Origin of the sequence: Candidatus Didemnitutus sp. (genome assembly GCA_019634575.1) — a bacterium.
Classification (GTDB): domain Bacteria; phylum Verrucomicrobiota; class Verrucomicrobiia; order Opitutales; family Opitutaceae; genus Didemnitutus.
This window is the reverse complement of sequence record JAHCAY010000003.1, coordinates 93,917-113,937: the sequence shown is the minus strand read 5'-3', so window position 1 is coordinate 113,937 and position 20,021 is coordinate 93,917. Positions and strand designations below refer to the sequence as shown.

Below are 20,021 nucleotides of genomic sequence, written 5' to 3'. Positions count from 1 at the left end.
CTCGTTCACTTCAACTGATCGTCCGCCAAGCCCATCTTGCGGAGGAATACCTCCCAGCGCGGGTCGCGGCGGATGCTTTCGTAGCTCGTATTGGTCTTGGCCCAGGCGATGGATGCGTCGCGGGCCTCGTAGCCTCGTTCCAGCCACTGGAAGGCGTCGTCCACCCGGCCGGCGAGGGCGCAGATGTTGGCGAGGTAGCCGGCCATTTGATCGCCGAATTTGTCGCTGATCGCCTGGACCGCTCGATCGCCTTCGGCCCGTTCGCCCGCCAGATAGTGAATGGTCGCCTCGGCCACCAACCGGTAGCGTTCGTTCGGCTCACGCGCCGACTCCTGCTTCGCCTCGGCAATCCGGCCGGCAATCGCCAATGCCCGGGCGAGGTGCGAATGGTATTCATCGCCCAAGGGAGCCAAGGCGACCGCTTTCCGGTAGGATTCAACCGCCTGTTCGGCGCGGCCTGACCAGAGGAAAATCGCGCCGAGCGACCACTGGGCGCGAGGATTCAGCGGATCACGCTCGGCGGCGCGGGCGGCCAGCGACTCGGCCTCGGCGGCCAATCCGACATTCAGGAAGCAGATCGCGGCATCACTCATGGCGGCGACGTTCTCGGGGGCGACGGCGAGGGCGCGGCGGAAGGACGCGATGGCGCCGCGCCAATCGCGGTCGTTGGTGCGTTGCACCCAGGCGAGGGCCAGGATGCCGGACAGATTCTCGGGATCGACAGCCAGCGCCCGTTGCGCAGCGAGGCGGGCCTCGCGCATTCCCTCCGGCGTCGCCAAGCCGCCGAAGCGCGCGAGCTGCACGTAGTTCAACGCCATTTCCGCCCACGCGTCGGCGGACTTGGGGGCGCGGGCCACGGCCTGTTGGTAGAAGGCGATGGCCTGCCGAGCGCCCTCGTTGGTCTGCACTGCTGCGGCGTGGCGGGCCTGCAAGATGAGGGCGTAGACATCCGGCGCTACCGCGATGCGCTCGCCCGATGCCGCCATCTTCGCCCGAAGATTCTGGGCGATAAGCCCGGCGATCTCGTCCTGCACGGCGAAGATGTCCTTCAGATCGCGCGTGAAGGTGTCGCTCCACACGTGGAAACCGTCGGCGGCCTTGATGAGCTGCGCGGTGATGCGGACCTTGTCGCCGGCCTTGCGGACGCTGCCCTCGACGACGTAGGCGACGCCGAGTTTCTGCGCGATCTCAGGAATCGGGGTCTCCTTGCCCTTGAAGAAGAACGACGACGTGCGCGCGGTGACCTTCAAACCCGGCACTTTGGCAAGGACGTTGAGCAGTTCCTCGCTGATGCCGTCGGAGAAATACTCGTTGGCCTTGTCGTCGGAGAGATTCGCGAACGCCAGCACGGCGACGGATTTGTCGTCGATGGCGGGTTTCACGGGGAGGATCGGGGTAGGATCAGCAGCGGCGTGAGGCTCGGTGAGCAGCGCGATGAACGCCGGATCGTCGCGGATGGGGTCCCAGCGCGGGTCCTGTCGCAGCAGCGTGCGCGTCAACGGCCAGCCGCCCGTGTCGGCATCTATGATGGCGGCGAGCCTTGGGACGGCCAGGTCGGCACGGCCGAGTGTGGCGTAGATGCCAGCCGCGGAGACGTTCCAGCCGCGCAGCGTGCCGTGACTCAGTTCCTCGAACGTCCGGGCCTCGGCCAGTGCCTCGTCGGAGCGGCCGAGCGCGGCGAGCAATTCCCCGCGGGCCCGGTGGATCGCCGGTTCGGCAGGATCGTTTTTCAGAGCATCGTCCACGAATCGGAGGCCGCCCTCCCAAGCGAGCTTTGCAGCTGTCGCGCGGCCAGCGAGGGCATGAGCGCGGCCGATCAGCAGCGCCTTGGGCCCGGTGAACCAGCTGTCGCGGATGAAGAGGTCGGGGAGCCGGTCGAGTGCCCGCAAGGCATCCTCCGGCGCACGGCGATTGAGATGCACCTGGGCCGTCATCCAGACCACACGCGGGGCGTTCAACATCGCGGCCGGGACGGCGCTCAGGTCGCGCACCGCGGCCTCCAGGTCGCCCGTCCACGTGAGGTGGAGCAGCGCGATGCCGCCGGCGGAGTTGACGGATGGTCTCGCGGCAAAAGAGCGTCGGATGTAGGTTTCCGCGTCGGCAAACTTGCGATTTCCGAAGCTGACGAGGAAGAGGTAATAGTCGACGAGGGGCGCCCACTCGGTGCTGTGCCGGGCGCGTTCGAGCAGTTTGCGCCCTTCCTCGCCGTCGTTCTGTTCGACCAAACGGCTTCCCAGCCAAATCAAGGCGCGGGCGTGATCCGGCTCTAGTTGGACGGCACGACGGTAGGCCTCGAGCGCCGCGGCGGCGTTGCCCGTGTAACGATGCGCGAGGCCGAGCGCGAGGTGGGCTTCGACGGATTCGGGCGCGAGACGGACGGCTCGCTCCGCCTGGGTGCGACCGGTTGTGATGCGTTCGGGCGCGAAATCGAATCCGCGGTTGCGAAACATGAATTGCAGCTGCGCGGAGCGGGCGAGGACCTCGCCGTCGTCCCCATCGGCGGTCATGGCGCGCTTCATCAACGCATCGGCGGTGGTGTAGTCGTCGAGAGTCGAATCGTATTTATCCACGCTCAGGGCGAACGCCTGGTCGGCCAGCCGTCGCGCTTCGGAAGCGGCGGGCGTGGCGGTCTTCGTCGCGGGGGAAGCGGACACGGTGGTGACAGGCTTGGGCGGCGCACCCCGGAACATGCGCAGCAGAGGCCCCGCGGCGAAAAGCAGGCCGATCACCGAACCAAGAATCGGAAAGATCATCCACCACTGCCAGCGATTGGGGGGCGCAGGTTTCGCGCCCGGGGGGGCAGCCGGGACGGTCGACTGTGCGGCGGCAGCTTCGGGTGCGAGCAGGCGGGCAAGGCGCGCGGCGAGCTCGGATGGCGTCTCATCAAGGCGGAGGTGGGTCCATTGGACTTCTTTGAATTTCTCCGGCACGCGCGCCTTCGCGTCCGTGATCCCGTCGAGGGCGATGGGGAACAGGAACGGCGCATCGTCGGCCATGAGGTGCGAGCGGTCGACGGCCAGTTTCCACTCGAGGCGAAAATAGCCCTCAGGGCGTGCGTTGGTGTTCGGCGAGATGATCGGCACGAACAGCGCGCACTCCTTGATCTGACGGCGGATTTTCTGGTCCCACGCGTCGCCGCCGACGAGTTCGTTGCGATCGAACCACACTTCGATGCCGGTGGCGCGCAGCGCCTCGGCGATACGCTGGACGGCCTCGGCATCCTGCGAGGCGTAGGAGAGGAAAACGGCTTTGCCGGAATCGCTCATTGAACTTTGGCCGGCTCGGCCAGGAACGCTTTGAACTCCGCGCTCTCGCGAATCTTATCCCACCATGGATCGCGGCGCAGGATGTGGCGGGTGGAGTAGACACTGCGGTCTACGATCAGTCGCAGATACTCCACGGCCTTGGGCGCGTCACCGAGGGAGGCGTAGAATTGGGCGAGGACCATGGGGCGTGAGCGGGTCAGCTCCTCGCGCCAAGCGGGTTCGATCTTTTCCATGAGTGCGAGAGCCTCCTCACGTTTACCCACCCGGGCCAAAGTGATGGCGAGTCCGGCTTGACGGAACGGGTTGCCGGGAGCTTCCGCCGCTTGCTGGCGCAGGAGAGGCTCGGCGTTCTGCCACTCGACGCGGGCGAGGTTGGGCTTCCCCTGACGTTCACGGGCGAGGGCCAGGAGCCACTGCTTGTGCGCATACACCAGCACCGAATCCTCGAAGGTGGTATGCGCGGTAAGGGCTGCGGTGGAGATCACCTCGTCGTAGCGGCCGTCGAGCAAATTGGTCCACATGACGAGGGCGATGGTGCGGTCATCGGTGCGCTCGGCCAGCGGAAGCTCCGCGAGCTGGGCGAGTTTCGCGCGACACTTTGCATAGTCGTCGCGCCACGCCGCCGCGATACAAGCGCTCATCGTCAGTCCGTTGGCGAAAGGCTGCAGGGCGACGGCCTCATCGAGCCAGCGGGTCGCGGTTTCGATGTCCGTGGCTTGGAAATTAACAAAACCGTAATTCACATACATCTGGGCCAGCTCGTAGCGGACGAGCGGGTCGCGCGGGAAGCGCTTGGACAGTTCAGTCAGTTTTTGCAGGGCTTCGTCGCGTCGACCCAGCCGCGCGATGACGTTGCAGAGCGTCCGGGCGATCCGGGCATTGTCCGGAGCGGTGGCGAGCGCTTTGCGCAAGGCGCTCTCGGCCTGATCGAATGCGCCTTGGGAGCGAAAAACGTAGGAGAGCGCATAGAGGGCCTCGGGCTGATTCGGGTCGAGGGACAGGGCGCGGTTGGCGAAGCTCTGCGTATCCTGCCGGCGTTTCTCGCTGAGATCCCAGTTGCGCATGATCCAAGCGGCCTGCACCCAGGCGCGGGCGCCCCACGCTTTGGGCAGATCGGGCTCCTTCTCCGTCGCGCGGCGGGCGAGGTCGTCTGCGGTGCCGAGGTCCTCGCGGCCGAAGCTCAGTTTTTCCGCGATCGCGAGGGCGCGGGCGGCGAGTTGGGCGGCCTCGCTCACCGGCGCAGCTGCGGTTTCTGTTTTCGGCTCGGCGAGGAGAGCGACGATCTCGGGGTCGGTGCGGAAGGCGGCGAGGCGCGGGTCGAGGGCGATGCGCTTGCGGATCGTCGCGCGGCCGTCGCTGCGACTGGCGCAGGCTTCGCGCATCAAGGTGAGGGCAGTTTCACGGTCGCCGATGAGGAGGTTCGCCGGCAGTGCCTGGAACCACCACGTGGAGAGCGGACTGATGGCGTAGGGGCGTTCGATGGCTTCGTTGTAGGTGCGAAGCGCGGCGCGGGCCTCATCGTTCTGGCCCATGGCGTGTTTGATCCAGGCCTCGTTCAGGAAACTCTGGCTGTCCTCCGGGTTGCGGGCGCGGCCGCGGAGCAGTTCGGTGAGGGCGACTTCGTATTGGACGCGGGCGAGCTGCTTCTTCCCATCCAGTTCCTGCAGCGCACCGGTCAGCAAGGCCTTGGGGCCGCGGTAGTCGAAGTCGATCATCCACGAATCGGTGAAGCTGTTCAGCGCCTCAAGTCCCTCGGCAGTGTGACCGGTGAAGGCCGAATAGAGAAAGTAACCGAATACCGTGCGCTCGATGCTGCGGACACGGGCCGGGACCTGGTCGAGGACGGCCTTCATCCCTTCGAGATCGCCGTGCAGGCCGAACCGGGCGCGACCTTTCCAGACCAGCGCGTTGGCAATCTTGCCCAACGCGAGGGTTTCTTCAGTGGTGCGCTCGAATTCCTTCCACATGCCGATGTCGCGGTAGTGGCGGCTGAGTTCGTAGCGGACGATGGCGTCCTTCGGGAAGAGCTCGACGGTGTGCTGGGCGGCGGCGAGCGCCTTCAGCAGGCCGGGGGTCGAGACATCCCCGGCGTTGTCGAGGAACACACTGCCGGTCGGCAGATACAGGATCCAGAGGCAGTTGTCGCGGATGCGATGGAAGCGTGGCTCGTCCGGGCGGAGGTCGACGGCTCGCTGCGCGAGATCGACGGCCCGTTGCGCCTCGGCTCCGCGGGCGTAGAGATGAATGGCGAGTGCGATGAGCGCCTCGGGTTCATCCGGGGCGAGTTGGAGGGCGCGCTCCGCGGTGGATTTGGCTTTTTGGTAGCGGGCCGAGCTGCGATCCCAACCCCGCAGCAGCCACATGGAATGGACGCGGGCCATGACGGTCAGCGCTTCGGCATCTCCGGGATTTTTGTCCAGTTCGCGTTGGGCAATTTCCTCCGCGAGGCGGAAATCTTCCGGGATGACCTCGATGCCATCGAGGAGCGTGATGACGCGTTTCAGTTCCGGCGAGCGGGGCCAGTCGCGCGCGGCGGAGGTTTTGGTCTCGCTTACCGGTGCGACGGACGGAGTCGCAGGCGGCTTACTGGCCGCAGCGGACTTGTCTTCGTGTCGAGTAAGGACGAGCGCGACTGCACCCACCGCCACGATGGCCGCGCCGACCGCGAGCCAGAGCCCGGTTTTCCTTGGTGGAGTCGGTGCCGCGGGGATGGTCGGCGTGTCGCTTACGGCACTGGCAACAGCGGCCTGATGCCTGGCCACTCCGGCCCGGTGCGACCAGAGTTTGGCGAACTTAGCCTGCGTCGCCGCGGGCAACTCGCCCCCGGGCGCACGCGTCCATTGCACACTGCGGAATCGGTCCGGCACGAGCGCGTTGGGCTCGCGGGTGTCGTCAATCACGATGGGCAGAATGAACGGCACGCCGCTGGCGATGCCGCGGGCGCGTTCGGTGGCGAGATCCCACTCGATGCGGAAGTAGCCTTCCTCGCGCGCCTGCGTATTGGCGGAGATCAGCGGGAGGAACAGCACGCACTCTTTGATCTGCCGGCGGATTTTTGCGTCCCATTCGTCGCCGGTCTCAAGCCCGCCCTCGACGTCGAACCAGACTTCGATTCCGGAGGCGCGGAGCGCGTCACAAATCCGCTTCGCCGCTTCGGCGTCCTGCGAGGCGTAAGAGAGAAAAATGGCCTTGTTCGCGTCGCTCATCGGTGGGCAACGGGGCGGTTTGTCGCAGGCTCCGCCCTTGCGAGCAGGAAAAGCTGCACGCGTGCGTGGGAGAGTGTCCCGTGTCCGGAGCCTGTGTGTGGGGGCGCGGGCCGAGGCATTGAGCGGGGTATGGAATGGCAAGGTGCGGGGTGGCACGCCAGCAGGATTTCACGGAAAGCGTGTGCATCGCAGCGGCTTAGCCGTTGACAGAGCTGCGCGCTCCGCCGTGCTATCGCGTTCCTCCCCGCATGAGTGCTCCGTCCCAGCTGCCGTTATTTCATGTGCTCGGATTTTCCGGGCATCGGCAGGTCCCGAATCCCGCGGGCGTCGCGCGGGTCATCGGCGAGGTGCTGCGGTCGCTGCGCAACGAGGGAGCGGGCGAGTGGATCGTGCTGTCATCGGTGGCGGCCGGCTGCGACCAGCTCTTCGTGGACCAGGCGCGCCAGATCGGCTGCTCGTGGCACGCGATCCTGCCGTTGCCGCGGGCGGAGTTCGCGAAGGATTTTTCGCCGCCCGAGTGGGCGAAAGTGGAAGAGCTGTTGGGTGTGGCCGAACACATCCGGGTCATCACCGAGAACGGCACGCGCGAGGACGCCTACCTCGATTGCGGCATCGAGACGGTGAACGGCGCGGATGTGCTCCTCGCGGTGTGGGACGGACAGCCGGCGCGCGGCAAGGGTGGCACGGCGGACGTCGTGGCCTATGCGCGCGATCTCGGCCGGCCGCTGGTGTTGATCGATGCGAACACGCTCGAAGTGCGGCGGGAGAATTTTGCCCGTTTGAAGACGGACGATGCGCACTTCGCCGCGTTGAACAACCTGCCGTCGGTGGCCGACGGCTGGGCGACGAATCCGTTCGGCGCGCCGGCGGAGGTGCTGGCGTTCCAGTTCAAGTGCGACCGCGCCGCGATGCTGGGCTCCCCGCAATTCCGGCTTCTCATCGTCGGCACCGTCCTGCTCCACGTCGTGGCTACGTTGGTGGCGGCGGGTGGCCTCGCGTTCGGAGTGCACTGGATCGGTCTCCCGTGGATCAAGCTGATGTGTCTGCTCGGTGCGCTCTTCGTGGCGGCGATCCTGCGTCACCACCACACGCACCACAACTGGGTGCGTTGCCGCCTCGCGGCGGAGTTCTGCCGCTCGGCGTTGTGCACGTGGGGATTGCCGCGGGCGACTCCGCTGTTCAACGACATCGACCTCACCGGCATGCGGGAGCTGACCCGCACGCTCCACATCCTGCACAGCCGCTCGACTTTCGCGCGTCAGGTTGGGCTCGAGGAGTTCCGCGCCACCTACCTGCAATGCCGCATCGACGACCAGCTGGCCTACTACCGTAAGCAGGAGCGCAAGGCGTTGCCGCAGCTCAAGCGGCTGCGCACGGGCTTCGCGATCGCCACGATGCTCGCGATCGTCTGCACGGCGCTCTACGCGCTCGACCACACCTTCCACCTGCATCTGCTGGGCGAGGGCGGTGAGCAGCTCGTTTACGGGTTCCTGCCGATCACGCTGCCCGTGATCGCGGCCGCGCTGATTTCCTTCGTCTCGATCAACGACCTGCAGCGACGCGTTGCGCGTTACCGCGAGATGTGCGCCATCCTCGAGGAAGGCCGCACCCAGCTCTCGCACTCGCCGACTTGGAACACGCTGGAGCGCGTCGTTTCCCGCACGGAACGCGCGTTGCTCCAGGAAGTGCTCGAGTGGCACTCCATCACGAGCTTCAGCGAGTCGCATTGAGGTGCCGGACGCATGGGGCGCCCACAGGGAGGCGCATGACGCCGGCCGGGTAGGGGCGGTTACCGACTGGCCGACCGGCTAAAGTGAATATTTCGGGCGAACCGCGCGTCGTAGAATCGGTCAAACCTACTACGATGAACACCAAATCCGTTTCCTTTCTCGCACTCGGCGCGGCCGCCCTGATCGGTGCCGCCAGCGCGCTCGCGGCGGATACGCCTGTCGCCGCTCCGTCGCCTGCCACCGTCGTGACGGAACCTGAAATCGTCGCTCCGGCCGTGGTTCCCGACCGCATCATCTACTCCGGGCAATTGCCGAGCGTCGCGCAATTGACGCAGACCGCGCAGGCGCAGGGCCTGACGATCGCCGCCATCTCGCAGACGGCGCGCGACATCACCGTGACGTATCGCCTCGCGAACAGCTCCACGCGGACCATCTCGTATCAACTGTTGCCCGACGCTGGCGCACCTGCCGTCACGGAAGTCGCGCCCACGGTCGTGCAATCGGCGCCGACGACCGTGCAGGTCGTCGAATACGCGCCGCCGCCGACGGTGATCTATCGCACCTACGATCCGTATTACTACGATCCGTTCTACTGGCCGCGCGTCCCGGTCTCCGTGAATCTCGGCTTCGGGTGGAATTTCCATGGCGGACACGGCGGCCACTACCACGGGCGCCATTGGTGAACTGAACTCCCTTTGCATCCAGGAGCATCGTCATGAAAAATCTCCGTCTCTCCTTCGCGGCGCTCGGTGCGGGCGCGCTTCTCCTCTCCGGTTGCGTCGGCACCGGCCCGAACACGCAGCAGGGCGCTGTCGCCGGCGGCGCGCTCGGCGCACTGGCCGGTGCGATCATCGGCAATAACAGCGGCAGCCACAACGGTGCCAGCGGCGCGCTCATCGGCGCGGCCGTGGGCGCCATCGCCGGCGGCACCGTGGGCAACACCGTCGACCACCAGCGCGGCACCATCTACGGCGACTACAACCAAGCCTACGCCTCGCGCGTGGAAGCCGTCGCCCCGACCCCGCCGCCGGTGCCGGCCGCGCCGCAGGTGCAGGAAGTGGTCGTTGCCGCGCCGTCGCCCGAGGCGGTCTGGGTGCCGGGTTACTGGAGCTACCGGCCGCGCGGCTACGTGTGGGTTTCCGGCCATTGGGAGCTGCCACCGTCGCACCATCGCACCTACGTCGTCGCCCACTGGGAACGCCGCGGTCACCGCACCTACTGGGTCGAGAGCTACTGGCACTGATCGCGCCGACTTTGCCCGATTCACTCGGCACGGCTTCGCTCGAAGCCGTGCCTTTTCGTTTTGCGGGGCGCGGTTACCGGGCGGGCGAATTGCCCGACGTCTCTACGCGCTCGAAGCGCACGGCATCGACAGCGAGCCGCGACGGGGCCGCGGTGCTCGTCCCGACGCGGATCTCCGCGCCGACGCCGGCTTGGAAGTGGAAGCGGCCGAGTGAAACCCAACCGGTCTGCACCGTGACGGGAAGGTTCACGTCGGTGCGCCCGCCCGCGTGCAACACGGTGCAACGCGCGCCGGCGCCCGCGACGATGAACCGCACACTGACGGCGTAATCTCCACTGCGCGGAAGAACCGGACGCCACGATGCGACGCATTCTTCCGTCGGCGATGAATCGTCGGGCGAGCGATGGAATGCCGGGCTGTCCGCATCGAATACCAGGCGCCGCGGTGCGAAGAATTCTCGCGCGTTCGCGAAGGCAGGTTCGATGCCGGCGGCGGCGCGAATCGCTTGCACGTCGGGCGGCGTGTCGCGGGCGGGCAGCAAGGCGGCGGGTTCGACGACGTTGTCCTTGCCGTCGTTGCGCCACGCGGCGGTGTCGGCAAAGTTTCGTTCGACGCGGTTGTGCTGGATGTTCGGGTTCCAGATGAACAGCCAGCGGACCGCATCGGTCACGACGTTGTCGTGTGCGCGCACGCCGCTCGTAAATTGGTCGAGATAGAGCGCGCCGCCGGCCTTCGTGCGTCGGTCCGGCGGACGCATGTGCTCGAGGATGTTGCCGGTGATTTCCGATCCGGGCAGCGCGTCGGTCGTGTAGATGCCGCCTCCGTCGTCGAGGCGGCGCATGTAGTTGCTCACGAGATTATGCGCCATGACGTTGGCGCGCGAATCGGCGGGAGCGGGCGGCGTGCCCCAACCCCAACCTTGGCTGATGCCCGTATAAGGCACGTTGACGATCTCGTTGTGCGCGATGGCGGACGCGTCGGTGTAGTAGCCGAGGATCGCGACGGAGCCGAAATAGTCCTCGCCGATGTGTGCGAGGAAATTGTTCGCGATGCGATTGCGGCGCGGGAAGAGGCGCGGCGAATTCGGTCGCGCCGCGTCCTCGCCGATCTCGATGCCGCCGGCCGCGAGATCGAAGAACGAATTGCCCTCGATGACGTTGTCGTCGCCGCCGTGCGTGAACATCACGCCGGTGCCGCCGAGACGCGCGAAGCGACAGCCGCGGATGACAATGTGGTCCGCGGTGAAGGCCTGGAACGCTGCCGGCACGCGGTCCTTGCGTTGGTTGTGACGGTATTGCGTGTCGACTGCCGCGGTAGGGTCGGCGGGAACGAGCGAGTTCGCCTGGACATCGACGAAGCCGGCGCGATTTGGCCGCGTCCAGCCCGTGTAGGCAAATGTGAGCCCCTCGAAGCGCAGATGCTGCACGGGCGCATCGAGCCGCCCCGCGAGCACGATCAGGCTTTCGAGTTTCGGCCGGACGATCTCCGCGCGCGCGACGTCCTCGTCGTCGCGCGGCAGATAACGCACGATGCCGCGCGCGCGATCGAGGTAGAACTCACCGGGCGCATCGAGAAATTCAGGGGCGTTCTCGAGCCAATAGCTGCGACCAAGGTAGACGCGGTCGCCTTGCGGTTGCTTCGTGACGGCATCCCATTCGGGCTCGGCCATCACGGCGCGGAGGGAATCCGGGCTCCCACGGTCGACGACGCGGGCGATGCGCAGGCGCTTGTGCATCCAGGCGATCGGCACGGACATTTCGACCTCGTTGGGCCGGACAGTGACGCCGGAGAACAAGCCGCGCGGCAGATCGAAACCGTCGGCCTGTTTTTCGCCGGCGAGCTTGAGCATCTGCCCGGCGTTGGGCGTGCGCGCGCGCACAGCGCGGCGTCCGTCGATCCAGAGTTGGCGGAAATCGATTTGCAGACCGACATCGGCGCTGAACCCGCCTGCGCCATCGCGTTGCCAGCCGCTCACGTGGCGGCCGCCGCTGAGGATCACCTCGGCCCCCGGCGCGGCGCGATAGACGACCGCGTGGCCATCGCGACCGGAGTCCTCGGGCGCGAATCGTATTGGCTCGCTCAACTCGTAGGTGCCGGCGGCGATTTCCACGACGATATCGCCGGTTTGCTTGCGCGCGCCGAGGTCGCGGCGAACGGCCTGACGTGCGCGCTCGACGGTGGCGAACGGCGCGGCGGAAGTCCCGTCGTGGGCGTCGTCGCCGCGCGGCGCGGGCGCGACGTGGTAGGCGGGTTCGGGGCCGGCGTCGACGTCGAGGCGGGCGGCGAGCAGCAACGTCAGGCCGACGAGGAGGAGTGACGGTTTCATGCCGGAGCGACTCCCGCGAGGCGCGGTTGCGCGCGCCAGAGCATCAGGGCGGCGAGGGGATGCAGGCAGGCGAGACCGACAAAGACCGGCACGTAGCCGGCGCGCTCGATCAGCGGTCCGGCGGCGAGATTCAGGAGCAGGCCGCCGCTGGCACCGACGGCGCCGAGGAGCCCCGCGATCGTCGCGGCGGAGGTTTTCGGAAAAACGTCGGCGACGAGCAGGCCTTGGCCGAAGAACCAGATTTGGCAGACGATCGCGACGAGCGAGATCAGAACGATCGCCCAGGCGATCGATGGCGCGGCGGTCGTGAACGCGCCCACCGGCGCGAACGCGGCGGCGAGCGCGAACATCGTCACGCGCACGCGCACGGCCGAGTGGCCGCGGGCGACGAAGAAGTCGGTCGTGCGTCCCGTCGCCATCACGGCGGCCGAGGCGACGAATGACGGGATCCAGCCGATCCAACCGAGTTGGGGAAGCGAGACGCCGAGGCGCTCCTGCAAATAGCCGGGCAGCCAGAAAAGGTGAAAATACCAGACGGGATCGGTGAGCGCGCGTGCGGCGAGCAGCAGCCACACGCGACGGTCGGCGAGGATCTCGCGCAGCGCCGGCGGCGGCGGAGTGGCTTCCGCTTCGCCGGCGAAGCGCGGCGGGTTGCGGTCGGCCGCCCACCACGCGACGGCGAGGAAGAGTCCGGCGAGGCCGGGCACGATGAACGCCAGATGCCAGCTCCACCAGCCGGTGAGCGCGGCGACGAGCGGCGGCGCGAGAATGGCGCCGACGGTCGTGCACGGACTCAGCAAGCTCCAAGCGAAGGCGCGACGCTCCTGGGGAAACCACGTCATCATCACGCGCTGGATCGCGGGGAACGCGCCCGGCTCGGCCGCACCGAGCAACGCGCGCGCGGCGGCCAGTTGCCCAAAGCCGGTGGCGAGGCCGCTGAAGATGTTGGCGAGCGACCACAGGCCGGTGAACGCCGCGAGGCTCACGCGGGTGCCGAAACGGTCCACGAGTCGTCCACTGACGATGTAGAAAACGATGTAGGGTCCCATGAACGCCGTCACGAGCCACGAGTAATGGACGTCGGTCAGCGTGAGTTGGTCCTTCAGCGTCGCCTTGAGGATCGAGAGGGTCTGGCGGTCGAGGTAGTTGAGCAGGCCGATGCCGAAGAGGAGGGCGAGCAGCAACCAGGCGCGGCGACTGGGACGGGGAAGGGTCATGCGGGGTGAGGCGCGGGGAGACTCGGAGCCAACGCGGCGGCGGGGCGCGCGCGAAGGCTGGCAGCGTTGAAATTGTTCAGCGGCGCACCACGGGCACGGGATGATCGCGCCAGTCGCCGCGAATCTGGACGCTTTGCGGGTGGTCGGGCAGGCCGAGGCTGCGGCTTTGCTCGAGGCCGGTGACGAGGTCGACAGCGGCGCGGGCGGCGAGGTCGTAGCGCTGCTGGATGCCGGGCAGCGCCAGCGGGTCGTCCGCCTGCCAGTTCGCACACCAGAGGCGGCCGGCGGCGCGCAGCTCGCGCAGGCGCGGTGACTCGATCTCGTCCCACATTTCCCGGCGGAGCAGCAGCACGCCGTCGGGCGCGTGCGTGCGCAGCCAGCTCGAGAACGATCGGGCGCCGCGCTGGTCGAGCGCGTAGATGAGGCCGCGGGCGCGGGCCTCGATCGGGTGATGCGTCATGAACGCCGCTTTCACCGCGCTGTCGGTGCGCTGGTTGATTTCCTCGGTGAGGACGATGGCGGGCGACTTCACGCCGGCGGCGGCCATCCGTTGCAGGCAGTCGCACACGGCGTGGTAATGGTCGTGCGCCACGCGGTGCAATTCCACCGGCCAGCGTGCGTGACCGAGCACGACGCACGCGAAGTGCTCCCAGGCCAGCGCATAGTCGGCGGCGACGCCCTCGATGCTCGGCGAGAAGATGACGCTCTGGATGCCGCGCGCGCGGAGAATGCCGGAGAGTCGGGCGCCGCTCAGGCGATCCTCGTCGGGCCAGAATTCCTCGATGTGGTAACCGCGCAGCTGCGCGCGCGCCGCCGCGCCGTCGTGCACCTGGGCGAAAAAGGCGTCCGAGCGCGTGACCGCGCGCCGGCCTTGCATCCAGACAAGCGCGATGCGGCCGGAGGAGGGCACGGCGCGACCGCGGCCGATGTGCGCCATCAGGGCGGAAATCTGCGGATCGGGGCGGTAGCCGAGCTTTTCGCCGACGGCCTGGATGCGCCGGCACGTGGCCGCCGGAATGCTCGGATGATTGCGCAGGGCGTAGGAGACGGTGGAAACCGCGACCCCGGCGTGGGCGGCGATGTCCTTGATCGTGCAGCGACGGGGAGACGTCATGGGCTGAACGAATTCAGTGGCGGACGCGGTGCGGGGCAACGGTGCAGTGCGCGGCGGGCTCATTTTCCGGCGGTGTCGATCGTCAGCAGGCCACAGAGCGCAAGACGCTGCGGGGCGAATTCGGCGGCGGGTTCGAGCGGTTTGCCGGCGCGGGCCTTGATCGCGGCCTTGTCGACGGGCGTCGCGGTCAACTCGACGCGCACGCGATGGCGGCCGGGCGCGAGTTCGCGGGGGAAGAACCACATCGTCTGCCGGCAGAACGTGGGTGTGACGTAGGCGTCGAAGAAAGTGGCGCGCACGGGAGGCTGGTCGTCGATCGTCACGGCAAACTCGCCACTGTCCGGCGCCGCGATGCCGAGCAGGCCGAAGCGCGTGCCGGTGAATTCCCATTCGAGCGCGACCCCGGCGGTAGCGGCGCGCCAGGTGGGCGGCAACAGCGCCTTGGTCGCGCCGCGAAGGCACGGATCGCCGAGCGGCACGGCGGCCCAGGTGCCGCGGAACATCGCGCGGTCGAGTTCCTGCAGTTGGGCGTGTTCCCAGTTGTCCGCGTGCAACGGCGGCGGCAGATCGCGCGGCGGATTTTTCGCGGCGAGAAACGCGTGCAGGGCCGGCGCGAGCTGGCTGAAATAAACGCGGTGTCCGGCGGGCGTGGGATGCACGCCGTCGAGCGAAAAGGCGCGGTCGCCGTCGGTGGCGGCGCCCTTGAAGATCAGCTCGCCGGCGGCGACGCGGCGCGCGACTTCCACGCCGAAATGCAGCGACGGAATGCCGTAGTGCTCGGCGACGCGCTCCATCGCCGCGGCGGCCGCGGGGAAGCGAGGGACCGGATTTTGCGAATTATGCAAACTGCCGGAAGGCGCGGTGTTGGCGCCGGCGAGCAGGTCGGGAAGACCGGGCGTCGAGATCGTGTAGACGAAGCAGAGATCGGCGGCGGGGTTTGCGCGTTTCACCTGGCGCACGATGCCTTCGATCGTCCGCTCGATCCGGGCGGGCGGCGTCGCGGCGTCGTTGACGGCAAATTCGACGAACACGACGTCCGGGCGGTGCGCCACGACATCGCGGCCGACGCGGCAGGCTCCGAGGTCTGAGCCGGTGCCGGGCACGCCGGCGGCGATTTCCACGATCTTCGTGCCGGGCAGCAATGCGCGCAGCCGTTCCACGGTGAGCGTCCGCCAGCCGTCGGCTGCGGCCGTGATGCTGCCGCCGAGAAAGGCCACGCGCAGTTCGTGCGCGGTCGAAGCGCGGGTCGCGGCGTGCGGCCAGCCATCGCGCACGTGCAGCGCGTCGAGGGCGAACACGGATGAGGCGCAAGCGAGGGCGGCGATCGCGACGCTACGGAGAACGAAGGCTGAGAGGGTGATCTTCATCCGGTCAGGCGGGTCAGCGCGAGGCGCACGAAGCGTGTCGTGCCTGCCGATGCCGATGCTCGCGTTGCGCTCCCGCTGGATTGCGGCGGCGCTCCGCTCCTCGCCATGACCGGTGGCAGTTGGGTAACATTGGCTTTATCGGGAATGGGCGGGTCCGTAGGCGCGGATTTCGAAAATGCGCGCGTGGTCGATGCCGTTGGTCGCATGGACGGCGATGCGCAGACGGGTGGCGACGACCGGTCGCTCGAGACGATGCACGCGCTTGCGCAGGTAGTTGCCTTGGCCGCGCGCGACGATGACGTCGTCGAGCAGGATTTCGTAGTCGCGGACGAGTTCCGGCTGGGGGCCGCGGATGATCTTCCGCGTGGTCGCGTCGCTGGCGCTCAGGGTCAGCTCGCGCTGGAAGCCGGAGTCGAAGGTCAGGTGAACCGCGGCGATTTCCTGGGGCGTGTCCCACGCGAGCTCGATCCAGGCGGGCAGGGCGGCGGATTCCCAGCGATGGCTTTTGCCGTCGGCCCAGACGCCGAGCGCCGGCAGGAATTCGCGCGCGGCGCCATCGGTCACATGGACGGCCGCGCCGTTCGCCGTCGCGCTGGAGGCGTTCGCGTGCGCGCGCGGCGCGAGGTCGGCCGGGTCGTCGGCTCGGATGCCGGGGAGGAATGCGTCGTCGCGGAGCAGCGTTTGCTGGAGCGCGGTGAGCGCGGCGCCGGTGAAATGCTGCGTCAGCGAACCCGGCGCGGCGGGTGCGGCGAGCGCGGCGGCGGTGCCGACGGCCTGCCCCATGACGGCGCAAGTGGCCATGACACGCGTGCTGGCGAACGCGACATGCGTCGCGCTGATGTTGCGGCCGGCGAAGAGGAGGTTGCCGATGTTGCGCGAGCAGAGCGCCTGCAGCGGGATCGGATAGACGTGCTTCAGGTGCGTGTGGCGGCACGGCGCCTCGTCCACGGCGTCGATGCCGCTCGGCGGATGCAAATCGAGCGGCCAGCCGCCGAACGCGACGGCGTCGGGAAACGCGCGCGCGGATTCGAGGTCCTGTTGCGTGAGCACATGATGACCGACGAAGCGGCGCGACTCGCGTTTGCCCGGGACAGCGCCAACCCAGTCGAGCGCCCAGTGCGCCGAGCCGGGATGGTCGCCGGAATTTTTCACGTAGTCCCAGATGCCGAGCGCGATGCGGAGCAGTTCGTGGCGGATCGCGGGGTTGTCCTTCACCGTGTCGAGCTGGCCGCCCCATTCCGCCCACCAATAGCCGTATTCGTAGCCATCGAACGGACGCAGGCGAAACTCGTGCTTTTGGAATTTGCGCGCCCAGGCCGGGGCGCGGAACGGCTGCGGTTGCTCGTGGCGGCGCGCGGTGAACATGATCGAGCTGCCGAGCGTCTGCCGATCCGCGGTGTCGAGCGCGAGGGTTTCGCCGAAATCCTTTTTCGCCTCGCGGCCGCTCGTGAACAATGCGCCCGCCTCGGTGCCGAGGCGGCCGTCGCCGGAGCAGTCGGCAAAGACCGGCGCGTGGATGCGGAATTCGTCTTCGGTCGAGTGGCGCACGGCGTCGAGCGAGACGATGCGCCGCGGGCCGTCGTCGGGGTCGGTCGTCGCGCAGCCGGTGCAAACCGTGTCGAGGAGCAGCATGATGTTGGGCTCGGTCGTGACCTTTTCGTAGAGCAGCAGATCCCACTGCGAGTAGGAGCGGTGCGGGTTGCGGTAGGCGTCCTCGAGGCGGAATTCCTCGATGAGTCCGGATTCGCGGGCGCCCGGCCGGCTGCCGTGGACGTCGGCGCCGACGACGTGCATGCGGACTTCGCTGGAGGCGTTGCCGCCGAGAACGGAGCGATCCTGGAGGAGGACGACTTTGGCGCCGTTGCGGGCGGCGGCGATCGCGGCGCAGACGCCGGCCAGGCCGCCGCCGACGACGACGAAGTCGGTGTGAAGTTCGTGACGAATCATCGGGAAAGGGAAATTAGGGCACGGACGCGCGCGGCGTCGCGGGAGCGGCGCTGAGCGTGATCTGAGTTGGCGGCAGGCCGGGCGCGCGCGCGGTGAGGACGAGCGGGCCGGAAGCTTTCGTGGTCTGCACGATCACTTGCGCGTAGCCGTTGAAGAGACTGCGACGACTGCCCTTGTCCGGCTCGTGGCACGACGGATCGCCGTTGCCGACGCCGATGATGCGGCCGGGGCCGGCGAGTTCGAACTCGATGGCGTCGCTTGCGGTCGGCACGAAACGGCCGTCGCGGTCGCGGGCGGAAACGGTGACGATGGCGCAGTCTTCGCCGTCGGCGCGGAGCGTCGCGCGGTCGGGCGTGAGCGTGATTTCGGCGGAGGGGCCGGTGGTTTCGATTTTCGCGGAGCTGATGAGTTGGCCGACGCGGTAGCCTTCGGCGCGTAGGGTGCCGGCCTGATAGACGACGGGCCACTCGGCGTAGCCGCCGCGCGGGACGGGTTTGCGACCGAGGCTCTGTTCGTTGAGGAAGAGTTCGACTTCGTCGGCGTTGGTATAGGCGCGGACGGCGATCGGCTCCTTGTCGCGCACGGCCCAGTTCCAGTGGGGCAGGAGGTGCAGCACGTCGCGGCCGGACCACCAAGCTTGGAGGAAATAGAAGCTGTCTTTGGCGAAGCCGCAGGTGTCCATGACGCCGAACTGGCAGTTGATCGCGGGCCAGTCGTAGGGCCATTGCTCGCCACGCCAATCGAACGCGGCCCACAGCAGCACGCCGGCGACCCACGGGCGCGCCTCGAAGTAGGGGAGCCATTGCTCGTGGCGCGAGCCCCACGGCGGGACCTTGTCGGCGTAGGCGGTCACGTAGGCGCGGACGCGGTCCTCGACGTAGATGCCGCGCGTCGAGGCGGCGGAGGATTCCTCGCTGCTGATCGCGGGGATGTGCGGGTAGTCGGCGTGGAATTTGTCGACGTCGCCGAGTTTCAGGTAATTGAACCCCATCACGTCGACGATGTGCGAGAACCCTTTCCCCCAATCGGCGTTCATCGGCATCATGGTCTGGCGTGTGGGGTCGAGTCGTTGCACGAGCGCCTGGATGCGGCGGGCGATCGGCTCGCCCCAAGGCTCGCCCTGCATGCGATCGCGGAATTCCTCGTTGCCGAGCGACCAGAGGACGACGCTCGGGTGATTGCGGTCGCGGCGGACGAGGCGCTCGACTTGGCTGAGCGTTTCCGGCGTGTCGTCGAAGCGGCGGTTCTCGTCCACGACGAGCAGGCCGAGCCGGTCGCAGGCTTCGAGGATCGCGGGCGAGTGCGGGTGGTGGGCGGTGCGGTAGGTGTTCGCGCCCATTTCCTTCAGGCGGCGGATGCGGAACTCCTGCACGGCGTCGGGCACGGCCGCGCCGACGCCGGCGTGGTCCTGATGCACGCCGAAACCACGAATGACGTATTTTTTGCCGTTGAGCAGAAAGCCCTGCTCGGGATCGAAGCGGATGGTGCGGATGCCGAAGATCGTTTCGTGCAGGTCGGGTGCGGACATCGCCGCAGATGGCTCATCGATGGGACGCACTTCGGAAACGAGGCGGTAAAGGTGGGGCGACTCGGGGGACCAAAGCTGCGGCGCGGCGACTGTGAGCTGCGGCGCGAGGGTCGTCTCGGCTCCGGCGGCGAGAGCGAAGTCCGATGAAGTCGCCTCTGCGACGGTGCGTCCCGCGGAGTCGAGCACACGCGAGACGAGCACGGCGCGGGTTGCGTGCGCGCTGTCGTTGCGGAGTGTCGTCTCCGCGCGCACCGTTGCGCTGCCGTCGGAGGCGAGCGTGGTGGAGACGAACGTGCCCCAGTGCGCGACGTGGAGCGGCGGCGTCTTCACGAGCCAGGCGTGGCGGTAGATGCCGGCGCCTTCGTAGAACCAACCCTCGGTGCGTGAGGCGTCGACGCGGACGACGAGCGTGTTGCGGCCGCCGAAATGGGCGAAGGGCGCGAGGTCGAACTTGAAGCTGCTGTAGCCGCTGACGTTGCGGCCGAGGCAGCGGCCGTTGAGCCAGACGAGGCAGTTGCGGTAAACGCCGTCGAATTCGACCCAGAGCGCGCTGTCGCGATCGCTCACCGGCAGGTCGAAACTGCGGCGATACCAGCCGATGGTGTTGCCGGTGACGCCACCGAGAGCCTGGGCGCTCTGGCCCATTTCAAGGGCTTCCCAGGAATTCTGCGCACCGACGCCGGCGCCCATGTCCTTGTAGCCGTGGTTGCGGAGCGCCTTGGGATTGAATGGAAGTTCGACGGCCCAGTCGTGCGGCAGGTCGAGCGAGCGCCAGGCGCGATCGTCGAAGTCGGGCTGCGAGAACGCGACAGGCGGAGCGGCGTTGATGTCGGCGGCGGAGCGGCGCAGCGGGACGAGTTTGGGCTCTTCCTCAAGATGTGCGCGGCCGGTGCGCTCGAGCGCATCGACTTCCGGGTAGGCGAAGATCGCCGGATCGAGGCCGGCCGGGTCGCCGAGGTGAAATTTCCACCCGAAATCGAGCAGGAGACGTTCGCGGGCGGACAGGTTCGTCGCGGCGACGCCGAGCGTGGCGACGAATACAAGAGCGCGGAGGAACGGCCGCGAACGGGGTGGCAT

11 protein-coding genes are annotated in these 20,021 nt (G+C 67.9%); 3 read left to right on the top strand and 8 right to left on the bottom strand.

Features of this window, described 5'->3' with window-relative positions; translation table 11 throughout:
* Positions 1–5: 5 nt before the first annotated feature.
* Both KF715_19060 and KF715_19055 read right to left on the bottom strand, forming a co-directional pair.
* Complete coding sequence (locus KF715_19060; GenBank protein MBX3738801.1) at positions 6–3,266, bottom strand: TIR domain-containing protein; 3,261 nt, start codon at positions 3,264–3,266, stop codon at positions 6–8.
* A complete protein-coding gene (locus KF715_19055; GenBank protein MBX3738800.1) occupies positions 3,263–6,472 on the bottom strand; it encodes a tetratricopeptide repeat protein in 3,210 nt (1,069 codons plus the stop codon). The genes KF715_19060 and KF715_19055 overlap by 4 nt, the downstream gene beginning before the upstream one ends.
* 248 nt (positions 6,473–6,720) lie before the next feature.
* Here KF715_19055 and KF715_19050 point away from each other — a divergent pair, with 248 nt between their 5' ends.
* From KF715_19050 to KF715_19040, 3 genes are all read left to right on the top strand, one after another.
* Positions 6,721–8,202, top strand: a complete 1,482-nt coding sequence (locus tag KF715_19050; GenBank protein ID MBX3738799.1) for a hypothetical protein — start codon at positions 6,721–6,723, stop codon at positions 8,200–8,202.
* A gap of 134 nt (positions 8,203–8,336) precedes the next feature.
* Positions 8,337–8,885: a hypothetical protein gene (locus KF715_19045; GenBank protein MBX3738798.1), complete on the top strand. Its 549-nt coding sequence runs from the start codon at positions 8,337–8,339 to the stop codon at positions 8,883–8,885.
* A 32-nt stretch (positions 8,886–8,917) separates the two neighbouring features.
* The gene (locus KF715_19040; GenBank protein MBX3738797.1) at positions 8,918–9,445 is read left to right on the top strand and encodes a YXWGXW repeat-containing protein; all 528 of its coding nucleotides are present in this window, start codon (positions 8,918–8,920) and stop codon (positions 9,443–9,445) included.
* Positions 9,446–9,518: 73 nt separating this feature from the next.
* Here the strand turns inward: KF715_19040 and KF715_19035 are convergent, their stop codons facing one another.
* The 6 genes from KF715_19035 to KF715_19010 form a co-directional block, all read right to left on the bottom strand.
* The gene (locus KF715_19035) at positions 9,519–11,771 is read right to left on the bottom strand and encodes a right-handed parallel beta-helix repeat-containing protein (protein ID MBX3738796.1); all 2,253 of its coding nucleotides are present in this window, start codon (positions 11,769–11,771) and stop codon (positions 9,519–9,521) included.
* Positions 11,768–12,988, bottom strand: coding sequence for an MFS transporter (locus KF715_19030; protein MBX3738795.1), 1,221 nt, complete (start codon positions 12,986–12,988; stop codon positions 11,768–11,770). The genes KF715_19035 and KF715_19030 overlap by 4 nt, the downstream gene beginning before the upstream one ends.
* A 76-nt stretch (positions 12,989–13,064) precedes the next feature.
* Positions 13,065–14,102 (bottom strand): LacI family DNA-binding transcriptional regulator, encoded by a 1,038-nt coding sequence (locus tag KF715_19025; GenBank protein ID MBX3738794.1) that lies wholly within the window; start codon positions 14,100–14,102, stop codon positions 13,065–13,067.
* A gap of 59 nt (positions 14,103–14,161) precedes the next feature.
* On the bottom strand, positions 14,162–15,469 hold the full coding sequence (locus tag KF715_19020) for an SGNH/GDSL hydrolase family protein (GenBank protein ID MBX3738793.1): 1,308 nt from the start codon (positions 15,467–15,469) through the stop codon (positions 14,162–14,164).
* A 135-nt stretch (positions 15,470–15,604) separates the two neighbouring features.
* Positions 15,605–17,416: an FAD-dependent oxidoreductase gene (locus tag KF715_19015; protein ID MBX3738792.1), complete on the bottom strand. Its 1,812-nt coding sequence runs from the start codon at positions 17,414–17,416 to the stop codon at positions 15,605–15,607.
* 13 nt (positions 17,417–17,429) lie between these two features.
* Positions 17,430–20,021, bottom strand: a complete 2,592-nt coding sequence (locus tag KF715_19010) for a DUF4982 domain-containing protein (protein MBX3738791.1) — start codon at positions 20,019–20,021, stop codon at positions 17,430–17,432.

Coding starts and splice junctions, on each gene's coding strand:
- KF715_19020 (MBX3738793.1), bottom strand. CDS start 15,469: ATGAAGATCACCCTCTCAGCCTTCGTTCTCCGTAGCGTCGCGATCGCC.
- KF715_19010 (MBX3738791.1), bottom strand. CDS start 20,021: ATGCCACCCCGTTCGCGGCCGTTCCTCCGCGCTCTTGTATTCGTCGCC.
- KF715_19045 (MBX3738798.1), top strand. CDS start 8,337: ATGAACACCAAATCCGTTTCCTTTCTCGCACTCGGCGCGGCCGCCCTG.
- KF715_19015 (MBX3738792.1), bottom strand. CDS start 17,416: ATGATTCGTCACGAACTTCACACCGACTTCGTCGTCGTCGGCGGCGGC.
- KF715_19035 (MBX3738796.1), bottom strand. CDS start 11,771: ATGAAACCGTCACTCCTCCTCGTCGGCCTGACGTTGCTGCTCGCCGCC.
- KF715_19050 (MBX3738799.1), top strand. CDS start 6,721: ATGAGTGCTCCGTCCCAGCTGCCGTTATTTCATGTGCTCGGATTTTCC.
- KF715_19030 (MBX3738795.1), bottom strand. CDS start 12,988: ATGACCCTTCCCCGTCCCAGTCGCCGCGCCTGGTTGCTGCTCGCCCTC.
- KF715_19055 (MBX3738800.1), bottom strand. CDS start 6,472: ATGAGCGACGCGAACAAGGCCATTTTTCTCTCTTACGCCTCGCAGGAC.
- KF715_19025 (MBX3738794.1), bottom strand. CDS start 14,102: ATGACGTCTCCCCGTCGCTGCACGATCAAGGACATCGCCGCCCACGCC.
- KF715_19060 (MBX3738801.1), bottom strand. CDS start 3,266: ATGAGCGATTCCGGCAAAGCCGTTTTCCTCTCCTACGCCTCGCAGGAT.
- KF715_19040 (MBX3738797.1), top strand. CDS start 8,918: ATGAAAAATCTCCGTCTCTCCTTCGCGGCGCTCGGTGCGGGCGCGCTT.